The following is an 18811-nucleotide window of genomic DNA, read 5'->3' as shown; positions in this document are numbered from 1 at the left end:
AGGTCGCCATGACGTCACAACAAGCACGCCAACCGATTCAATTTGCCTACTGGGTTCCTAACGTATCCGGTGGGCTGGTGGTCAGCAAAATCCCCCAGCGCACCCACTGGGATCAGCATTACAACCGCAAGCTGGCGCAGATTGCCGAACGCGCCGGGTTTGATTATGCCCTGACGCAGATCCGTTTTACGGCGGGCTATGGCGCTGACAACCAGCATGAATCGGTGTCGTTTTCACAGGATTTGCTCGCGGCCACCGAGCGCCTGAAAGTGATCGCCGCACTGTTGCCTGGCCCGTGGAACCCGACGCTTGCGGCGAAACAGATCGCCACCATCAGCCACCTTTCGGATGCGCGCATCGCGGTGAACATCGTCAGCGGTTGGTTCCGCGGGGAGTTCAAGGCGGTGGGCGAGCCGTGGCTGGATCACGAAGAGCGTTATCTGCGTTCTGAAGAATTTATCCGCTGCCTGCAGGGGATCTGGCGTGAGCCGAGCTTTACCTTCGCTGGCGATTTTTACCGTTTCCGCGACTATTCGTTAAAGCCCAAACCGCTCGATCCGCTGCCGGAGATCTTCCAGGGCGGCAGTTCCCGCGCGGCCCGCGATATGGCGGCGCGCGTTTCCGACTGGTACTTCACCAACGGCAATACGGTGGAAGGCATCCGCGAACAGGTGGCGGATATTCAGCACAAGGCGGCGGCCAACCAGCACCAGGTGCGGATCGGCGTTAACGGCTTTGTGATTGCCCGCGACAGTGAACAGCAGGCCAAGGCGGTGTTGCAGGATATTCTGCAACAGGCCGATCCGGAGGCGGTAAAAGGCTTCCACCACGAAGTGCAGAACGCCGGCAATGCGTCACCGGAGAAACAGGGCAACTGGGCGCAATCTACGTTCGAAGACCTGGTGCAATACAACGACGGTTTTAAAACCAACCTGATCGGCACCCCGCAGCAGATTGCTGAACGTATTATCGCCTATAAACAGGCCGGTGTGGATCTGATGCTGCTTGGTTTCCTGCACTTCCAGGAAGAGGTGGAGTATTTCGGCCGGGAAATCATCCCGCTGGTGCGCGAACTGGAGCGGCAGCAAACGCCGGAGTTGACCCATGGCTGAACCACAGATCCCGCACGTGGTGATCATCGGCGGCGGCTTTAGCGGTACCGCGCTGGCGATCCATTTGGCGCGCCAGGCCAGCGCGCCGTTGCGGGTTACGGTGATTGAGCCGCGCGCGCAACTGGCGCAGGGTGTGGCTTATTCCACCACCGAGCCGGCGCACCGCATCAATGTGCCGGCCGTACGCATGCAATTGTCTGGCGATGAGGCGGGGGATTTTGACCGCTGGTATCGCCGGCAGCCCGAGTTTGAGCAAGATCGCGCCGCGCAATGGATTGACGGGCAGGTGTACCCACAGCGCGGCGCGTTTGGCCGCTATATCGCCGCCAGGTTTGCCGAAGCCGCGCAGCATGGCCCGGCGCAGCTACGGCATGTACGCGATCGCGCCGTGGCGTTGGTGGACGGCGTGGTAACAACCGCCAATGGCGCACGTTTTCGCGCGGATGCGGTAGCACTGGCGGTGAGCCATCCGCCGCCGGCGCTGCCTGGCTTATTGGCCGGTGAACTGGCCCGGCATCCGGCGCTGATCGCCAACCCCTGGCAGGCCGGCGCTTTCGCGCAGGTGGGGGCAATGGAACGCGTGGCGATCATGGGCACTGGGCTGACCATGGCGGACGCCGTGGCCATGCTGCATGCCCAAGGGCACCGCGGGCCGCTGCTGGCGTTCTCGCGCCGTGGGCTATTGCCGCGGCCGAACGTCACCGGCGAGTATGCCCCTTGGCCGCTGGATTACGAGGGGGACAACCCCGGCTCGTTGCGCTACTGGCTGGGCCGCGTGCGCCAGGCCGTGGCAGCGGCCGCGTGCCAGCAGGTGCCCTGGCAAGCGGTGTTGGACGATGTTCGCGCCAATGGTCAACGGCTGTGGCAGCAGTTGCCGCAGACCGAACAGCGGCGCTTCCTGCGCCATTTGCGCAGTTGGTGGGATGTACACCGCTACCGTATCGCCCCCCAGGTGCACCAGGTGCTGGATGAAAAACGCCAGCGCGGTGAGTTGCGGGTGATCGCCGCCCGTTTGCAGGCGGCCGAGAGCCAGGGCGATACCCTGGCGCTGCGGTTGGCGCGGCGTGACGGCACGCAGGAAGCCGTCACGGTGGATCGACTGATCGTCACGACCGGCCCGGCGCATGCCGGGTTGCTGGAGAGTCAGCCGCTGTTGCAGCAACTGGCCGCCAGCGGCGCGCTACAGGCTGATTCGCTCGGGCTGGGCATTCTGGTGAACGCCGATTCGGCGGCGCTGGGCGCCGACGGTAACGCCAACCCGCGCCTGCGGGTGGTGGGGCCAGCCGCACGTGGGCGCTTTGGCGAGCTGATGGGCCTGCCGCAGGTGGCCGATCACGCACAGGCCGTCGCTAGCCAGCTATTGGCCACGCTGTTGGCCGCATCCCCCGCGGCGGCGCGATGTCCCCCTTTGATGCTGAATACGGATTAGGCCGGGCTTTGCCTGCACGGCTCTGCCGGCCCCATACCCCAATAGATAACGAGATAATTGCGATAAGCCTGCCGGGCTTGGCCCCGGCGCGCGATCGCATTGGAGAGCGCTATGTCATCGCAACGTGAAATTCGTCTGAATGCATTTGATATGAACTGTGTTGGCCACCAATCGCCGGGGCTGTGGACGCACCCGCGCGATCGCTCCTGGCAGTATAAGGATTTGGAATACTGGACCGATCTGGCGCGTTTACTGGAACGCGGAAAATTCGACGGGCTGTTCATCGCCGACGTGCTGGGGATCTACGACGTACTGGATGGCAACGGCGACGCCGCCATTCGCCAGGCGACGCAGGTGCCGGTTAACGATCCGCTGGCGCTGGTGACGCCAATGGCGCTGGTCACCGAGCACCTGGGCTTTGGCCTGACCGCCTCGCTGTCTTTTGAGCACCCGTATCCGTTCGCCCGTCGGCTGTCGACGCTGGACCATCTGACCAAGGGGCGCGTTGGCTGGAACATCGTCACCTCCTATCTGGAGAGCGGCGCGCGCAATATCGGCCAGCAGGCGCAGACCGACCACGACGCGCGCTATGACTACGCCGATGAATATCTGCAAGTGATTTACAAGCTGCTGGAAGGCAGTTGGGAAGACGGGGCGATCCTGCGCGATCGCGAACGGGGGATTTTCAGCGATCCGGCCAAAGTGCACCCGATCAACCATCAAGGGCAGTTTTTCCAGGTGCCGGGCATTCACCTGTGCGAGCCTTCGCCGCAGCGCACGCCGGTGCTGTATCAGGCAGGCGCCTCCAACCGCGGCAAGCAGTTTGCCGCCGAGCATGCCGAGTGCGTATTCGTCGCCTCACCGTCGAAGGTGTTGCTGAAAAAGACCGTGGCGGACATTCGCCGCCGCACCGCCGAAGCCGGGCGCGATCCGCGCAGCGTACTGATCTTCAACCTGCAAACGGTGATTGTGGGGGAAACCGATCGACAGGCGCAGGCCAAGTGGCAGGAATACAAGTCATACGTCAGCTATGAAGGCGCGCTGGCGCTGGTCTCCGGCTGGACCGGCATCGATTTTGGCCAATACCAGCCGAATCAAGTGCTGAAGCATTTGCACACCAACGCCATCCAGTCGGCGGTGGAAACCTTCTCCACCGCCGATCCCGATCGCCAATGGACGGTGGAAGCGTTGGCCGACTGGGTGGGGATCGGCGGCTTCGGCCCGCTGCTGGTGGGCAGCGCGCAGACGGTCGCCGATGAGTTGCAGGCATGGGTAGAGGAAACCGACGTCGACGGCTTTAATCTGGCCTATGCGGTCACCCACGAAACCTTTACCGATGTGGTGGAACTGTTGATCCCCGAATTGCAAAAGCGCGGCGTGTTCAAGCAGGACTATGCCCCCGGCACGCTGCGGGAAAAATTGTTCAACCAGGGGCCACGGCTGGCATTGCCGCATCCGGGGGCCGGCTACCGTTGGGCACAAGCGGAATCCCCCTTGGCCGCCGTTGCCGGCAAGTGAGGGGCCGATGATCGAAATTGACGATTTACATAAACACTACCGCGCCCCGAACGGCGAGCAGATCCCGGTGCTAAAGGGCATCTCGCTGCAGGTGCCGGCGGGTTCCATTACGGCGGTGGTCGGCCCCAGCGGCGCCGGCAAATCAACGCTGGCCAAGTGCATTAGCCTGCTGGAAAAGCCCAGCGCCGGCAGTATCCGCGTTAACGGCCAGGATCTGTCGCGCCTGTCGGGGGAAGCGTTGCGCCGCGAGCGGCGGGCGATCGGCACGGTATTCCAGTCTTCGGCGCTGCTGCAACGCAAAACGGCCTGGCAAAACATCGCTCTGCCGTTGGCATATCTTGGTGTGGTGCCGCGCGATATCGACCAACGCGTCAAGACGCTGCTGGCGGCGGTGGGGTTGGCGGATAAGGCCAATTTTTACCCTGCGCAGCTTTCCGGCGGCCAACGCCAACGGGTGGGCATCGCGCGGGCGCTGGCGCTGCGGCCCTCGGTGCTGCTGGCCGATGAGGCGACCTCCGGGCTGGATCCCGAAGCCACGGCGGCCATTCTGAACCTGCTTAAGCAACTGCGTGACGAGTACGGCCTGTCGATCATCCTGATCACCCATGAAATGGATGCGGTGCGCAACGCTGCCGATGCGGTGGCGGAGATCCGCAACGGCGCCATTGTGCAGCAGGGGCCGGTGCGCGAGCTGCTGGCTTCGCCGGATTCGTTGCTGGGCAGCCAACTGTTCCCGCTGCAGGCGCTGCCGGTGGCGGATGCGCTGCGTCTGCAGGTGACCTATTCGGCCGAGCAGACGGTGGCCACCGATTGGATCAGCCGCATCAGCCAGCAATTCAACCTGCACATCGATCTGCTCGGCGGCCACGTGGAGATGGTGGGCGGCCAACTGGCCGGGCGGTTGGAGATCGCCGTGCGCTATGGCGCGGGCCAGCCGGCGCTGGATGAACTGCGCGCGGCACTGCTGCGGCTTGGGGTGATTACCACGGTGTTGCAACAGCCGGCGGCGCTGCGGGAGGCGGTATGAAAAGCGTTGACGATAGCGTACTGAGCCAGGACACGCCCTGGAACCAGATTCACCATTTGTTGCTGCCCGCCTACGGAGAAACCTGGCTGATGGTGGGCATCGTCATGCTGTTTGTGGTGACCTTCGGCGGGCTGGTGGGTGTGGTGCTGTTCAACACTGCCCCGCGCGGCCTGTTCCCCAGGCCGGCGCTGCACCGCACGCTAAGCTGGCTGGTGAATATGGGCCGCTCGCTGCCGTTTCTGGTGCTGATGGCGGCGATCATTCCGTTCACCTACTGGCTGACCGGCACCACCATCGGCATCCCGGCGGCGGTGATCCCGATGATTGTCGCCGGCGTGCCGTTTTTTGGCCGGCTGGTGGAAAACGCCCTGCGTGAGCTGCCTGCAGATGTCACCGCGGTGGGGCTGGTGTCCGGCGGCTCCCACTGGCAGATCATCGTGCATGCCCAGTTGAGCGAAGCCCTACCGGCGATTGTCGCCGCCATCACGTTGAATGTGATTTCGATGATTGAGTACTCGGCGATCGCCGGCACCATCGGCGCAGGCGGCATAGGCTATCTGGCCGTGGTCTACGGCTACCAGCGTTTCGATAACCACATCATGATCGCCACCATTGTGGTGCTGATTGCCACGATCCAACTGATTCAATTTATCGGCGATCGCCTGGTCGCCGCGTTACGTCCCCATCAGGAAACCCGTTAACTATGTCAAATCACGAGTTTGAGATTCGTAAGAAAAAGCGCTGGCCGTTGCCGCTGGCGATTGTCGTGCTGCTGATTGCGGCGGCGGCAGTGTGGTATTTCACTACCGGCAAGAGCCAGGCGGTGCAGTTCGGCACCACGCTGAAGGTGCATTATGAGCCGGCGATGGCCGGGGAACAGCGCGTGATTCAATACGTTGGCGAGCATATCGCACCGGATTACGGCATCAAGCTGGAAGCGGTTGGCTTGCAAGACCCGGTGCAGGCGGACCGGGCGGTGGCGCAAGGGCAATATGCCGCCACCATTTACCAACACCAGTGGTGGCTGAAACAGGTGGTGGATGCCAACGGCTTCAAATTGACGCCAACGCAGCCGGTGTTCCAATGGGCGTTCGGCATTTATTCGGATCGTTACCCTTCGATAGACGCGTTGCCCGACGGTGCCGAGATTGTGGTGCCGAACGACGGCGCTAACCAGGGCCAGGCGCTGTGGCTGCTGCAGCGTATTGGGCTGATTGGGCTGGATCCCACCATCGAACCCCGCACTGCCAAGCTGAAAGACATCACCGTCAATAAGCGCAACTTCAACTTTAAGGAGCTGGATCTGCTGACCATGCCGCGTGCGCTGAATTCGGTGGATGCCGCCATTGGTTATGTTTCGCAGTTTGACGCGGGCAAAGTGCCGCGCGAGAAGGGGATTTTGTTCCCACCGGCGCCGAAGACCTTCGCCTCGCAGTTGGTGATTGGCACGCCGTACCTGGAAGACGCCAATATCAAGAAACTGCAGCAGGCCTTTGCCGATCCGCGCGTGCAGCAATACCTGCAGCAAACGGACGATCCTTTGGTGAAAGGGGTTTTGGTACCGGTATCGGCGGAGTAACCCTCTGTATTCACCCAGGTGGATGCGCAGTGCCGGCGGCGGCCACAGCGCTGCACCTGAAAGCGTTTGGCCGGCCCAATCAATGTGGCTAACAGCACCGGATTAACCCAGGTTAACCCGGTGCTCGCGTTACGTAGTGTTTTTAAATTAACTTATTGATATTTAATATTTTTATAGCGATTTTTGTTGTTTGTGCAGCGCCCCGGTTGGTTCTATAACAAGAACACCTGCACAAAATAATTAGAGGTCGTTATGAGTACGTTGAATATCGATACGGCAGCGCCGCTGTCCACACCGATTGGATCGGTGAGCGATGTGGCGCGCTTAATCAATCAACGCAGTGATAAGAACAGCCACGCGCGTATGATTGTCCTGCTGGCGTTGGGCGGCGTTTTTCTTGACGCCTATGACCTGACCACGCTGTCTTACGGCATTGATGACGTGGTGCGCGAGTTCAGCCTTAGCCCGCTGCTGACTGGCGTGGTGACGTCTTCGATTATGGTGGGAACCATCATCGGTAACCTGGTCGGCGGCTGGCTGACGGATAAGTATGGCCGCTATCAGGTGTTTATGGCGGATATGCTGTTTTTTGTGGTATCGGCGATTGCCGCCGGGCTGGCGCCCAACGTTTGGGTGCTGATCGGCGCACGCTTTCTGATGGGGATCGGGGTGGGGATCGATCTGCCGGTTGCCATGGCCTACCTGGCGGAGTTTTCCAAGTTTACCGGCCAGGGCAACAAAGCGGCGCGGCTGGCCGCCTGGTGCCCGATGTGGTACGCGGCTTCCTCGGTGTGCTTCCTGATTATCTTTGCGCTCTACTTTTTGTTACCCGCGCAGCACATCGATTGGCTCTGGCGCGCGTCACTTTTGTTCGGCGCGGTACCGGCGCTGCTGATTATCATGGTACGCCGGCGCTTTATGAACGAATCGCCGCTGTGGGCCGCCAATCAGGGCGACTTCAAGGGGGCGGCGCGCATTCTGCGTGAATCGTACGGCATTGATGCCCATGAAGAGCCCAGCGCCGCCGGCCGGGAAAAACCGCAGCCGCCCAAAGTCAGCTTCCGCGTGCTGTTCCAAAAACCGTATCGCGAGCGCACGATAGTGGCCAGCGTAATGAACGTCTGTATCTCGTTTGAATACACCGCGATCGCGTTTTTCCTGCCGTCGATCCTGGCGCAGTTCCTCGGCGCCGGCGTGTTTGAAACCATCTCCGCTTCGCTTGGCCTGAACGTGCTGTTCGCCTTTACCGGCGGCCTGCTCGGCATGCGCCTGGCGTGGAAATACCCTTCGCGCCACGTGGCGATCGCCGGTTTTGCCCTGCAGTTCATCGCGCTGATCGCGCTGGCGTTAATCGGCCAGCCGCACGCGGCGCTCGGCATCGGGCTGGCGCTGCTAATGCTGGGCCTGTGGCTGTTTGCCGAAGGCTTCGGCCCGGGCGCACAAATGATGATTTACCCGGCGCTCTCTTATCCAACATCGATCCGCGCCACCGGGGTGGGCTTCGGCCGCTCGCTATCAGGCATCGGCAGCGCGCTGGCGTTGTTCATCCTGCCTATTCTGCAGGCGCGTTTCGGCACCGATATGTTCTGGATTGTTTCGCTGGCGGCGTTCATCCCGATCGTCTTTTTGCTGGCGATCCGTTTTGAACCCACCCGTAATGATATTGATGACCGAGGTGAACAAACCGCCGCGGACACGTCACTGTGAGGAATTTGCCATGAGCCAACATCTGTTATCGACCGGCGCCGATTATGCCCAACTGGCGCAGCGCTTCCGCCCGATTTTTGCCCGCATCGCCGCCGGTGCGTTGGAGCGCGAACTGACGCGCACGCTGCCCTATGAACCGATACGCTGGCTGAAAGAGGCCGGGTTCGGCACGCTGCGCATTCCGCGGGAGAAAGGCGGTTACGGCGCTTCGCTGCCGCAGCTGTTTGAATTGCTGACGGAGTTGGCCGAGGCCGATTCCAACCTGCCGCAGGCGCTGCGCGCGCACTTTGCCTTTGTGGAGGACCGGCTTAATCAGCCGGATAGCCCGCAGCGCGATCGCTGGTTCAGCCGCTTTTTGGATGGCGAGTTGGTCGGCAGCGGTTGGACGGAAATCGGCGCGGTGCAGCTTGGCCAGGTGATCACCAAGGTGACGCCGCACGACGGCGCCTGGCGGTTGAACGGCGAGAAGTTTTACAGCACCGGCAGCCTGTTCAGCGACTGGATTGATGTGTATGCCGAACGCAGCGATAACGGCGGCGCAGTGATCGCCATCGTCAATGTCAACCAGGATGCGGTAGAACGTGACGATGACTGGGATGGCTTTGGCCAGCGCACCACCGGCAGCGGCACCACGCGCTTTAACAATGCCCATGTGGAAGCGGAACACCTGTATGACTTTGCCGATCGTTTCCGTTACCAGACGGCGTTTTATCAGCACGTTTTGCTGGCCAGTTTAGCCGGCGTTGGCCGCGCGGTGCAGCGTGACGCCGCCGCGGGCGTGCGCAACCGGCGGCGTATCTATAGCCACGGCAATGCCACGCTGGTGAAAGACGATGTGCAGATCCAGCAGGTGGTGGGGCAGATTGCTTCCTGGGCCTATGCGGTGGAAGCCACGGTGCTGAAGGCGGCGGCATCCTTGCAGCGTGCCTATGAGGCGCACGTATCGCAGGATGAGGCGCGGATACAGGCAGAGAACATTGCCGCTGAAGTGGATGCCGCCAAGGCGCAGGTGATCGCCAGTGAATGGGTGCCGCGCGCCGCCAGTGAGCTGTTTAATGCGCTGGGGGCTTCCGACACCCGGGTGAGTAAGGCGCTGGACCGCCATTGGCGCAATGCCCGCACGCTGTCTTCACACAACCCAGTGATCTACAAGGCGCGCAACGTCGGCGCCTGGGCGATCAACGGCAGCGAGCCAACATTCATCTGGCAAATTGGCAGTAGCCCACAGGCGTAACTCGCAGAGCGCAGAAAAAGCCCCGCCATCCAGCGGGGTTTTTGCTATAGCGCCCAGCCAGGCGGTGAAATAATCGGCCAAGTTTGGAGGTTGATCACAAAACAAATGCTTGCGTAATATTTTATTACATCTCTTATTGTTAACCTGCTAAAGAATTCAAGTTCACTAAATTGCCTCGATCACTAAATCACTTAATACTTGGCCTACAGCAATACGCGGCCCGGTGGCGCAGCGGTGTGGTAGGGATATTCCCGGTTTCGGCGGGGCGCCATTTCCAGCCATAGCGTGAAAATAATTCAAATAAATCCAGCCAGGTGCGGTGATAGATCGTAGCGATAACAGGAAATTGGCCTTATGGGATCGTTTTTTAAACAGATATACCGTTATTCTCATCCACGTCCCTATCGCCATAATGAGAATCTCTGGCCCCATGTAAAGATTGAACGCGCCGCCAGCGGGGAAATCATTGCGCTGCGTTATAAAAAACAGCCGGTACCGATCGCCGATCTGGCGATGCTGAAGGGCAGTTGCCACGGCGATGTGCTGTTAACCGCCACCGGGCCTTCAATCAACAGTATGCAATTCGACGCCTTGCCGCCGATGCCGGCGATTGGCGTGAACGGCGCCTATTTCTTGCATAACGAGGTAGACTTCCGTTTCTACGTGATTGTCGATATGGGGTTTATCGACCGCCGGCCGGATATCGTGGAAGGTATTATCCGCGACGAAAATATTTTATTGTTCACCACCGTGCAGGGCGTCGCCAAAATTATTGATAAAGCCACATTAGCCAATGTGAAATGCCGCTTCGCCGTTATTGAAGACGCCGCCTACAAAACGTATCAACCGCGAATTCCTACCCAAGCGCTGCGCCCACATTATTGCCATGCCGCCAGCGTCAGCTTTTGCCCGGAAAATCACGCCATCGCTTTTAACCATGATATTCGCAGCGGTATTTTTGACGCCGGCACCGTGGTGTATTGGGCATTCCAGATTATTTCTTACCTTGGGTTTGAGCAGTTACTGATCGCCGGCCTGGATATGAATAATTTCCACCTGCCGCGCTTTTATGAAACCGCCGCCAATAAGCTGCCGACGTTTTTGGCCGATAAAGTGGATGATTTGATTATCCCGGCGTTCGCCCATGCCAGCCACCAGATGAAGCTCAATAATATCGCGGTTAAAAACCTGTCGCCGACCAGCGCAATCAGCAGCGATATTTTTGAAAAAGTGGACAGTAACGAACTGTTCATCCAACCGGCGATGGCGGCCGGCGAATAACAGCCGCGCCTGGGCCTTCAGGCGCGCAGAAAATCATGCCAGCGCCGCACCAGATAGTTATGTTCGTCCATCACCGAATTCCACACCGCAATATGGCTCATCCGCTGTTCGTAACTGCCGCCGTCGCGCTGCTCGCCCTGAGGGATCAAGCCATTGCCATAGGCATCCGGCAAATCTTCGCTGGCCGGTTTGCCGGCGTACCAATAATCCCACTCTGCGCGGGATAGGTAGGGGCGGCTGCGCTGTGGGTTAGAGATGTAGTAGCCCTGTTTGGCCATCACCGCCCCCGGCCAGCCGGATTGCCACCAGTTGAGGTAATCATAGGCGGCGTCCAGCACGCGGCCGCTGGCGCAGCGCGAGATCGACAGCCCGCCGTACCAGGCGCGGTAGCCCTCACGCGGCGTCGCCAGCGTATAGCCGCGCTGCTGGAAATGGTGGCGGAAATAGGTGGGCGCCCACAGGCTTTGGATCCCGACGCGCCGGTCGTCAATCAGCCGGCAGGCTTCGTCCTGGCTGGCCCAGAACGCGGCGAAATGCCCGTGGCGGTGCAGTTCGGACAGCACGCTTGTCAGGCGGTCGATCTCTTCCAGGCTTAGATTGCCGATGTTGGCAAAGCGCGCCAGCCCCGCGCCCTGTGCCGCCAGCGCGGCATCCAGCCCGCCCATCGCCGCGTCGTTCTGCAACGCCACCTGGCCGCTGAACGCCGGGTGCAGCAGCCAGCCCCAGCTCTCTTCTTCATCCCGCAGGATCCTGGGCAGCCGATCCCGATGGTAGGCGAAGCTGTCGGCGTTGTGGGTCAGCGGCAGCATGCTGATCCGCTCGGTGGGCGTGCTGCCGAGGCTGTGATCGTGCTGCACATAGAGCCGCTTGACCGGCACGCTGCCGTCGCCCAGCCGGCCGCCGGGGAACAGGGTGCCTCGTTTCGGCAGATCGTTGATTTCGTCCCAGTAACGCAGGCGATTGATATCCAGCGGCTGAACCGCCCGGGCCGGCCAGACGAAATCCACATTGTGGAACCATTGATCGTAAAGATCGTAGCGCTCGGGGTGCATCACGGCGATGCGCTGCGCGTCCTGTACATCATGGATCTGGTATTCGATGCGCAGGCCCAGATCCTGCTCGGCGCGTTGACGCAAAATTTCCAACAGGGTGACCGAGGTGCCCAGCACCCGCAAGGTGGCTGGCGCGCTGGCGATGGAGGAGCGGGGCATGCGGTTAGATCTCCGTAAGCGGTGGAGCCACCGGCGTGGTTGCAGCAACCGACAGCATAAAACGGTGAAAGGCATCTTGCACCCGCGCGGGGTCAATGCCACGCATAATCAACACCACTTGCGAACGCTGCGCGCCCGGCGGCCAGGCGGTGAGGTGCAGCGGCGGGTGCAGGCTGTGCTGCACGCCTTGGATCACCACCGGCGTGGCGCTTTCCGCCACCTTCAATATCCCTTTGATGCGCAATATTGATTGCCCGTGGCAATGTAATAGCATTGAAAGCCAAACGGCGAAAGCCGACCAGTTGATCTGCCGATCAAATTCGATTGTGCAGGTTTGCGTCGCCGGGTGCCGTGCGCCGTCGGGCGGCGGCGCAGCGGCGGGTAACGGGCGCAGGCGCTGGAACGCGAGCGTGTCCGGCCAGCCGCCGAACAGGCTGAGATCGCCATCCGCCAGGGTGCTGGTCGGGGCAATATGCGCCAGCGGGTTCAGCCGTTGCAGGTAATCCTGAAGCGGCGCGAGCGCGCCGTCCGCCACCCGATCGGTTTTGCTGAGCAGCAGCCAATCGGCCGCGGTGACCTGTTCCAGCCATTCCGGCTGATGCTGCGCTTGCTGCCAGGCGTGTTCGCTGTCCACCAGGGTAATCATCGTGCCCTGGCGGAAATGGTGCTGGAGCTGACGATCGTGCAGCAGGGTGGCGAGGATCGGCGCTGGGTCCGCCAACCCGGTGGTTTCCAGGATCACCTGGCTGAACGCCGGCACCTCGCCCCGTTGGCGGCGCTCAAACAGCGCCAACAATGCCTGTTTCAACTCACCGCGCATGGCGCAGCACACGCAGCCGCTGGGCAGTAGCACCGTATCCGGCGCCACTTCGGCCAATAGCAGATGATCGATGCCCACGGCGCCGAATTCGTTTACCAGCAGCGCGGTGTCACGCTGATCCTGGCCTTGCAGCAAACGGCGCAGCAGGGTGGTTTTGCCGCTGCCGAGAAACCCGCTGAGCACGTGTACCGGTATCTTAAACATTGCCGCCATCCGCGCCTCCGTCCGATAACGCCGCCAGGTAGCCCGGTTCGAGCGGATCGGCCGGGCGCCTGATCAACCGTTCAACCTCGCCCCACAGTTGCTCAAGGCCGGTTACGATGGCCTGTTGCCCGGTCGGGCCAGCCAACAGCCAGGTACTGCCGTGCAGATCGCGCAGCGTCAGGCGCCACGGCGCCAGCGTGCGGTTCAGCAGCGCCAACTGTTGCAGGCGCTGCTGGCGCGGCGGCAGGTGTTGTTGGCGCAGCGGATCGCTCCACTGCGGCCCTTCAGAAAGTAAACCACATAGCCCGCACATTGCTGTTCTCCTGTCTTCAGGGCATCACGTCGCCCGAGTTTGGCCCCAGCGTCTGGCCGACAAACAGATTGCCGCCGGGATCGCTTGCTAACAGCAGCGCCGCCGGGGCGACCTCTTCGGCGCGGCCAAACCGCCCGAGCGGCAGCTCGCGGGCTTTGGCGCTTTTCCAGGCGCTGCTGATGCCGGCGACCAGCGGGGTTTCTATCGGGCCGGGGGCGATGGCGTTCACCAGCACGTTTTGCCCGGCGGTTTCCAGCGCCAGCGATTTGGTAAAGCCAATCACCCCCGCTTTGGCGGCGGCGTAATGGCACAGTTCAGCGCCGCCCTTGATGCCCAATTGCGAAGCGATATTGATGATGCGCCCCCAACGCTGTTGCAGCATATGCGGCAGCGCACGCTGCGAGGCCAAAAATACGCTGCGCAGATCGACGGCCATCATCTCGTCCCACATGGCCAGCGTCAGTTCCGTGCAGGGCGCCTGCGTCAGCATACCGGCGTTATTGACCAGAATGTCTATGCCGCCGAGCAGGCGCACGCATTCATCAACGCCCCTTTGCGCGCCCGCCGGTTCGGCGACGTCGGCGATCACGCCGTGGCAGGCGGCGCCCAGCGCACGGCAATGCTCAACCGTTGCCGCAAGCCCGGCAGGGTTACGATCGCTGAGCACCAGCGCGGCGCCTTCAGCGGCGAAGGCACTGGCGATGGCGGCGCCGATGCCGCTGGCCGCGCCGGTAACCAGCGCGCGGCGGTGTTGCAATAACATAGCGTAGCTCCTTGATGGCGGTTAATCAGGCCAGCGGACCGTCAGCCCGCCGTCAATGATGATGCTTTGCCCGGTGATGTAGGCCGCGTCATCGCTGGTGAGGAAACGAATCAGGCCGGCGACGTCTTGCGGCTGGCCCACGCGCCCCAACGGGATAGCGCGCGCCGCCTTCGCCAGCCCTTCTGGCCCCAGCGAATTGACCTTATCCAGCGACTGCGGGGTTTCGATAAGCCCTGGGATCACCGCGTTGCAGCGAATCCCCCGCGGCGCCAGCTCCACCGCCATTGAACGGCAGATGCCGGGTACTCCGGCCTTGGCCGCCGCATAATGCGCGTGATCCTGCCAGCCGTAGAACGCGCCGGCGATCGACGAAATCGCCACCATACTGCCGGGGCCCGTCATACGATTGGCCGCCGCGCGAAACAGGCGCATCACCCCGCTAAGATCGACATCCAGCATTTTGTGCCACTCGGCATCGCTCATTTCGCCGATGGGCGAGCGGTACAGCAGACCGGCGTTGGCCACCACGTAATCAATCCGGCCGAAATGTTCCAGCGCGCGCTGGGCGAAGGCGTCTACCGACGCCGTTGCGGTGACGTCAAGTTCCAGCCATAGCGCGCCGCCGCCGGCGGCATCAACCGACGCGGCCGCCTGACGCGGATCGTGCGGATCGGCCGGATAATAGCCGCCGGCGACGCGTACGCCGTTGCGGGCATAGGCCTGCGCCAGCGCCAGCCCGATGCCGCTGGCCGCGCCGCTGATCAGCGCGACCGGTGAACCGTTGAGTTCAGTCATAAGCTCGATTCTCCTGGCGCCGGGGTTGCCCCGGCGCGGTTTATTTCACGCTGTGCGGGGCCACGTGGCGGGCGAACAGCATAATGATGCCGGAGATAAAACAGGGTATCGCGCCAAACAGCAGCGCCGCCGTTTGCCAGTGGCCGCCGTCGCCAAGTACGGTGGTGGCGCCAATGCCGGCAATGATTGCCCCGACCGGCCCCATCGCGGCGATCAACGCGCCGGCGGTGGCGCGAATGGCGGTGGGGAAGCTTTCGCTGATGAAAAACAGCGCGGCGGCATAAGGGCCGATCAGGAAGAACAGACCGACGCTGTACAGCGCAACGATGATGGTGAAATCGCTTGGGCAATAGAGCATGGCGGTAAATGCCAGCCCGCCGAGCATCCAACCGACGGCGATGGTGTTGCGGCGCCCGAAACGATCGCCCAGCCAGCCGTGCGTCAGGTAGCCGCAATAGCCCACCAGATTGGAGAGCACCAAAATCAGCAGCGAGTTGGCGAACGAGACGTTGTGCACCTTAGTGATCACCGTGGTGCCCAGCACGCTGAAGATCTGAATGGCAAACCAGTTGAGTAGAAATGCGCCTCCCAGCACCAGCGTGGCGCGCAGCGATGCCCCGCGGAACGCGGCGGCCAGGCCGGCGTTCTGATGGGTGTCGTAATCCACCTGGTAGTCGTCGGCGACCTGCCGGGCCTGTTGCGCCTCGCCGGCCTTGTGCAACTGGTGGATATGGCGGTGGATTTGGAACTGTGGGGTTTCTTTCAGCTTCATCGCCAGCAACGCGATGACAAATGACGGCAGGGCGGCGAAGATAAAGCTGCCCTGCCAGCCAATGAGCGGCATCAACAGCGCCGTCAATGCTGAAGCGACCAACGCGCCAATGGGCCAGCCGCCCTGCACCAGGCTGTAGATAAAGCCTTTGCGGCGGTTCAGTTTTGGATCGTTGATGGCAGCATACATTTCGGTAAGGTAAGTGGCATTTACCGTCTGTTCGGCATAGCCCAGCCCGGCGACCGAGCGGATGCCGATCAGCGCGCCTTTGCTCCAGCCGCCGCCGAAGGCGGTCAGCAACGAACACACGGCGGCACCACCGACGGTGAAAACAATGCCCAGCCGCCGCCCAAGCCTGTCGACCAATGGGCCGATAGCCAGCGCGATCACCGCACCGCCCACCGCGACCCAGGTGGCCAGCTCTGCCTGTTCCACTTCGTTCCAGCCGAAATGCGCGCCGATTTCCGGCAGCAGGGTGCCGAACAGAATAAAATCATAGACGGCGAATACCCAGGCAAAGAACGCGATCCAAGTGGCGAATTTAACATCCCTGATGGTGAGTTGCTGGGGTTGCCAGCCGTTGACCGTGGTTTTTGTGTAGATGTTCATGTTTGCTGTCACTCATTCAATAGGGTGAATCAGGCTCAGACCGTGCGCGGTTTGCGGCGCAGGAAGTCATCGGCAATTTCATCGAAGGTCACGAAGCGCACGCCTTCATGGCTCTGGATGTGCTTGATCAGCCGTTCCAGCATCAGCAGCACCTGCGGGCGGCCGGAAACGTCGGGGTGGATCGTCATGGTGAACACCGCGTAGTCGTTTTCGCGGTACACCCAGTCGAACTGATCGCGCCACATTTCTTCCAGGTGGCGTGGGTTGACGAAGCCGTGGCTGTTGGGGGATTTCTTGATGAACATCATCGGCGGCAGATCGTCCAGGTACCAATTGGCGGGGATCTCGACCAGATCGGTTTCCTCGCCGCGCTGCAGCGGTTTCATCCAACTGTCGGGCTGCTGGCTATAGTCGATGCGCGTCCAACTGTCGCCTACGCGCACATAATAAGGGTGGAAATCGTTGTGCATCAGGCTGTGATCGTACTTGATGCCCTTTTTGAGCAGCAGTTCGTTGGTGACGTTGCTAAATTCCCACCACGGGGCGACGTAGCCAGTCGGGCGTTTGCCGGCCAGTTGCGTCACCAACTCGATACAGCGATCCAGCACGGCTTCTTCCTGCACTGGCGTCATGGCGATCGGGTTTTCATGGCTGTAGCCATGCACGCCGATTTCGTGCCCGGCCTCCGCCACCGCTTTCATTTGTTGCGGGAAGGTTTCGATGGAATGCCCTGGGATAAACCAGGTGGTGCGCAGATTGTGATCGGCAAACAGCTTCAGCAGGCGCGGGGCGCCCACTTCCCCGGCAAACAAGCCGCGTGAGATATCATCCGGGGAGTCTTCCCCACCGTAAGAGCCCAGCCAGCCGGCAACGGCATCCACGTCAACGCCAAATGCACACAGTATGTCTTTAGCCATGGTGTTTTCTCCTGGTTTGCGAGTTATCGCGGGTATCGGCAGCCGCGGCCGCCGGTTGAAAATCGTTGCTCACGCCGCCTGCGGCAGAAAATTGTTCATTTAATGATCTTTAAAATGTATCTTTTATATAAATGTACATTTTATGCAAGCAAGCAAAATGCCAAGTCGGCGGAATAAAGGGCTAAAAATGGCGCTTGGAGGCGGGAGAGTGGCTAACCTGATGTTATTTATGGCGTTAAAATTCGACGATTTGTCTGTTCCAAGCGTGAGCCGGCACCTGGCCGCCCATGGTGATAAAATGAATTTTTGCATTAACGATCCATTATTGTGCGCGGTATGAGAGCGTTGTGCGATCCGGGGGCAAGGTATCGGGCGCGCCAACTGGCGGCAGGAGTGTGCCATAATGCCTGTTATTCACCTGAGGACGGTTGCTGGGTTACAAACGGATGGAAAAAGCCATAGCGGAAAAAAACGGCGGGGAAACGCGGGCGGCGGCGCGTTATGAGACGATCCGTCAGGTGCTGGATGACGCAATCCGCAGTGGTGCGGTGCCGGCCGGGCTGGTGCTGCTGGAAGGGCCGCTGGCCGAGGTCTTCGGCACCAGCCGGGTGCCGGTGCGCCGTGCGCTGGGGCTGCTGCATGAAGAAGGGCTGATAACCCGGTTTGAAGGGCGTGGCTTTATGGTCGCCGGCGCTGGGCAAACGGTGGAGCCGCAGCGCTTGCCGCTTAACCGCGCCGTGCTGGGGCTGGATCAACAGGAAGCTCTGGTGGATACACGCAGCACCGGTGAAAAGGTGTTCAGCGATCTGCAGGAAGCGCTCTCTACCTGCATGGTGTTTGGCCATTATCAGGTGAATGAAGGGCACGCCGCGGCGTTTTACAACGTTAGCCGCAGCATTATCCGTGAGGCGCTGATGCGGCTGCGCGATCGCGGCCTGGTGGAAAAGGAGCCGTACTCGCAGTGGCTGGCCGGGCCGCTGACGGCGCGCCAGATCGCCGATCACTATGAAATTCGCGCCAGCCTGGAGCCAATTGCGCTGCGCAAAGCCGCTCCGGGCGTGGCGCGCGAGCAACTGCTGGCGGCGCTGGCGCGCCTGGAACAGCTAGAGCAGGGCCGTTTTAGCCTGGCGCTGCTGGAACAGGTAGAAGAGGATCTGCATATTCTTTGCCTGGCGCCGGCCGGCAACAAAACCCTGCTGGCGATGTTGCGCCAAAGCCAATCACCGCTGATCGTCACGCGTATCTTCTATGACACGCTCGGGGTTAACGTGGAGGCGGCGATGCTCAATGAGCACCGGCTGGTGCTGCAACTGTTGCTGCAGGGGGCGTATGACTCCGCCGCGCTCGGCCTGCAGGAACACCTCAACCGGGCCCAGACGCGGACCTTGCAGCGCTTGAAGGTGCTTTCCGTCCTGCCCGAGCCGGATCTACCGCCTTACCTGCGGCGCCTGAGCTAGGCGGTGTTTAATGTGCGGGATGGCACAAAATCGAAATTTTTTTCACCTGACATATGGGATTAT

General features: G+C 61.3%; 17 protein-coding genes. 10 read left to right on the top strand and 7 right to left on the bottom strand.

Annotated features, from left to right (window positions below; genetic code table 11):
- Window positions 1-8: 8 nt before the first annotated feature.
- From sfnG to ACN28Q_RS01480, 9 genes are all read left to right on the top strand, one after another.
- Window positions 9-1112 carry a dimethylsulfone monooxygenase SfnG gene (gene sfnG / locus ACN28Q_RS01520; protein ID WP_095844718.1) on the top strand — a complete coding sequence of 368 codons (1104 nt, stop codon included), beginning with the start codon at window positions 9-11 and terminating at the stop codon, window positions 1110-1112.
- The gene (locus tag ACN28Q_RS01515) at window positions 1105-2541 is read left to right on the top strand and encodes an FAD/NAD(P)-binding protein (RefSeq protein WP_095844717.1); all 1437 of its coding nucleotides are present in this window, start codon (window positions 1105-1107) and stop codon (window positions 2539-2541) included. The genes sfnG and ACN28Q_RS01515 overlap by 8 nt, the downstream gene beginning before the upstream one ends.
- A gap of 111 nt (window positions 2542-2652) precedes the next feature.
- Window positions 2653-4059, top strand: coding sequence for an LLM class flavin-dependent oxidoreductase (locus ACN28Q_RS01510; protein ID WP_095844716.1), 1407 nt, complete (start codon window positions 2653-2655; stop codon window positions 4057-4059).
- A gap of 7 nt (window positions 4060-4066) precedes the next feature.
- Complete coding sequence (locus ACN28Q_RS01505; protein ID WP_095844715.1) at window positions 4067-5086, top strand: methionine ABC transporter ATP-binding protein; 1020 nt, start codon at window positions 4067-4069, stop codon at window positions 5084-5086.
- The gene (locus ACN28Q_RS01500; RefSeq protein ID WP_095844714.1) at window positions 5083-5787 is read left to right on the top strand and encodes a methionine ABC transporter permease; all 705 of its coding nucleotides are present in this window, start codon (window positions 5083-5085) and stop codon (window positions 5785-5787) included. Before ACN28Q_RS01505 ends, ACN28Q_RS01500 begins: the two co-directional genes overlap by 4 nt.
- A 2-nt stretch (window positions 5788-5789) precedes the next feature.
- On the top strand, window positions 5790-6665 hold the full coding sequence (locus ACN28Q_RS01495; protein ID WP_095844713.1) for a MetQ/NlpA family ABC transporter substrate-binding protein: 876 nt from the start codon (window positions 5790-5792) through the stop codon (window positions 6663-6665).
- A 252-nt stretch (window positions 6666-6917) separates the two neighbouring features.
- Window positions 6918-8372 (top strand): MFS transporter, encoded by a 1455-nt coding sequence (locus tag ACN28Q_RS01490; RefSeq protein WP_095844712.1) that lies wholly within the window; start codon window positions 6918-6920, stop codon window positions 8370-8372.
- A 10-nt stretch (window positions 8373-8382) separates the two neighbouring features.
- On the top strand, window positions 8383-9606 hold the full coding sequence (locus ACN28Q_RS01485) for an acyl-CoA dehydrogenase family protein (RefSeq protein WP_095844711.1): 1224 nt from the start codon (window positions 8383-8385) through the stop codon (window positions 9604-9606).
- A gap of 354 nt (window positions 9607-9960) precedes the next feature.
- Window positions 9961-10887 (top strand): WaaZ-like lipopolysaccharide core biosynthesis protein, encoded by a 927-nt coding sequence (locus ACN28Q_RS01480; protein ID WP_095844710.1) that lies wholly within the window; start codon window positions 9961-9963, stop codon window positions 10885-10887.
- Window positions 10888-10904: 17 nt separating this feature from the next.
- Here ACN28Q_RS01480 and ACN28Q_RS01475 read toward each other — a convergent pair whose 3' ends face one another.
- The 7 genes from ACN28Q_RS01475 to ACN28Q_RS01445 are packed head-to-tail and all read right to left on the bottom strand — an operon-like array spanning window position 10905 to window position 17291.
- Entirely contained in the window at window positions 10905-12098 is a 1194-nt protein-coding gene (locus ACN28Q_RS01475) for an ABC transporter substrate-binding protein (RefSeq protein ID WP_095844709.1), read from the bottom strand.
- A gap of 4 nt (window positions 12099-12102) precedes the next feature.
- Window positions 12103-13131, bottom strand: a complete 1029-nt coding sequence (locus ACN28Q_RS01470) for a CobW family GTP-binding protein (RefSeq protein ID WP_095844708.1) — start codon at window positions 13129-13131, stop codon at window positions 12103-12105.
- Entirely contained in the window at window positions 13115-13435 is a 321-nt protein-coding gene (locus ACN28Q_RS01465) for a hypothetical protein (protein WP_095844707.1), read from the bottom strand. The genes ACN28Q_RS01470 and ACN28Q_RS01465 overlap by 17 nt, the downstream gene beginning before the upstream one ends.
- A gap of 16 nt (window positions 13436-13451) precedes the next feature.
- A complete protein-coding gene (locus ACN28Q_RS01460) occupies window positions 13452-14198 on the bottom strand; it encodes an SDR family NAD(P)-dependent oxidoreductase (RefSeq protein WP_095844706.1) in 747 nt (248 codons plus the stop codon).
- 21 nt (window positions 14199-14219) lie between these two features.
- Complete coding sequence (locus ACN28Q_RS01455) at window positions 14220-14993, bottom strand: SDR family NAD(P)-dependent oxidoreductase (RefSeq protein WP_095844705.1); 774 nt, start codon at window positions 14991-14993, stop codon at window positions 14220-14222.
- Window positions 14994-15033: 40 nt separating this feature from the next.
- Entirely contained in the window at window positions 15034-16374 is a 1341-nt protein-coding gene (locus ACN28Q_RS01450; RefSeq protein WP_095844704.1) for an MFS transporter, read from the bottom strand.
- A 35-nt stretch (window positions 16375-16409) separates the two neighbouring features.
- Entirely contained in the window at window positions 16410-17291 is an 882-nt protein-coding gene (locus ACN28Q_RS01445; protein WP_095844703.1) for a polysaccharide deacetylase family protein, read from the bottom strand.
- Between the two features lie 446 nt (window positions 17292-17737).
- On the opposite strand from ACN28Q_RS01445, the gene ACN28Q_RS01440 reads away from it, so the two are divergent.
- Window positions 17738-18748 (top strand): GntR family transcriptional regulator, encoded by a 1011-nt coding sequence (locus ACN28Q_RS01440; RefSeq protein ID WP_095848866.1) that lies wholly within the window; start codon window positions 17738-17740, stop codon window positions 18746-18748.
- The last annotated feature ends 63 nt before the right edge of the window (window positions 18749-18811 follow it).

This window comes from Gibbsiella quercinecans (assembly GCF_002291425.1).
Classification (GTDB): domain Bacteria; phylum Pseudomonadota; class Gammaproteobacteria; order Enterobacterales; family Enterobacteriaceae; genus Gibbsiella; species Gibbsiella quercinecans.
The sequence above is the reverse complement of the archived record's forward strand: the minus strand, read 5'-3'. Positions and strand labels throughout refer to the sequence as shown.

Excerpts from the sequence above, each read along its gene's own strand:
- sfnG (WP_095844718.1), top strand. The coding sequence starts at position 9 with ATGACGTCACAACAAGCACGCCAACCGATTCAATTTGCCTACTGGGTT.
- ACN28Q_RS01515 (WP_095844717.1), top strand. The coding sequence starts at position 1,105 with ATGGCTGAACCACAGATCCCGCACGTGGTGATCATCGGCGGCGGCTTT.
- ACN28Q_RS01510 (WP_095844716.1), top strand. The coding sequence starts at position 2,653 with ATGTCATCGCAACGTGAAATTCGTCTGAATGCATTTGATATGAACTGT.
- ACN28Q_RS01505 (WP_095844715.1), top strand. The coding sequence starts at position 4,067 with ATGATCGAAATTGACGATTTACATAAACACTACCGCGCCCCGAACGGC.
- ACN28Q_RS01500 (WP_095844714.1), top strand. The coding sequence starts at position 5,083 with ATGAAAAGCGTTGACGATAGCGTACTGAGCCAGGACACGCCCTGGAAC.
- ACN28Q_RS01495 (WP_095844713.1), top strand. The coding sequence starts at position 5,790 with ATGTCAAATCACGAGTTTGAGATTCGTAAGAAAAAGCGCTGGCCGTTG.
- ACN28Q_RS01490 (WP_095844712.1), top strand. The coding sequence starts at position 6,918 with ATGAGTACGTTGAATATCGATACGGCAGCGCCGCTGTCCACACCGATT.
- ACN28Q_RS01485 (WP_095844711.1), top strand. The coding sequence starts at position 8,383 with ATGAGCCAACATCTGTTATCGACCGGCGCCGATTATGCCCAACTGGCG.
- ACN28Q_RS01480 (WP_095844710.1), top strand. The coding sequence starts at position 9,961 with ATGGGATCGTTTTTTAAACAGATATACCGTTATTCTCATCCACGTCCC.
- ACN28Q_RS01475 (WP_095844709.1), bottom strand. The coding sequence starts at position 12,098 with ATGCCCCGCTCCTCCATCGCCAGCGCGCCAGCCACCTTGCGGGTGCTG.
- ACN28Q_RS01470 (WP_095844708.1), bottom strand. The coding sequence starts at position 13,131 with ATGGCGGCAATGTTTAAGATACCGGTACACGTGCTCAGCGGGTTTCTC.
- ACN28Q_RS01465 (WP_095844707.1), bottom strand. The coding sequence starts at position 13,435 with ATGTGCGGGCTATGTGGTTTACTTTCTGAAGGGCCGCAGTGGAGCGAT.
- ACN28Q_RS01460 (WP_095844706.1), bottom strand. The coding sequence starts at position 14,198 with ATGTTATTGCAACACCGCCGCGCGCTGGTTACCGGCGCGGCCAGCGGC.
- ACN28Q_RS01455 (WP_095844705.1), bottom strand. The coding sequence starts at position 14,993 with ATGACTGAACTCAACGGTTCACCGGTCGCGCTGATCAGCGGCGCGGCC.
- ACN28Q_RS01450 (WP_095844704.1), bottom strand. The coding sequence starts at position 16,374 with ATGAACATCTACACAAAAACCACGGTCAACGGCTGGCAACCCCAGCAA.
- ACN28Q_RS01445 (WP_095844703.1), bottom strand. The coding sequence starts at position 17,291 with ATGGCTAAAGACATACTGTGTGCATTTGGCGTTGACGTGGATGCCGTT.
- ACN28Q_RS01440 (WP_095848866.1), top strand. The coding sequence starts at position 17,738 with ATGGAAAAAGCCATAGCGGAAAAAAACGGCGGGGAAACGCGGGCGGCG.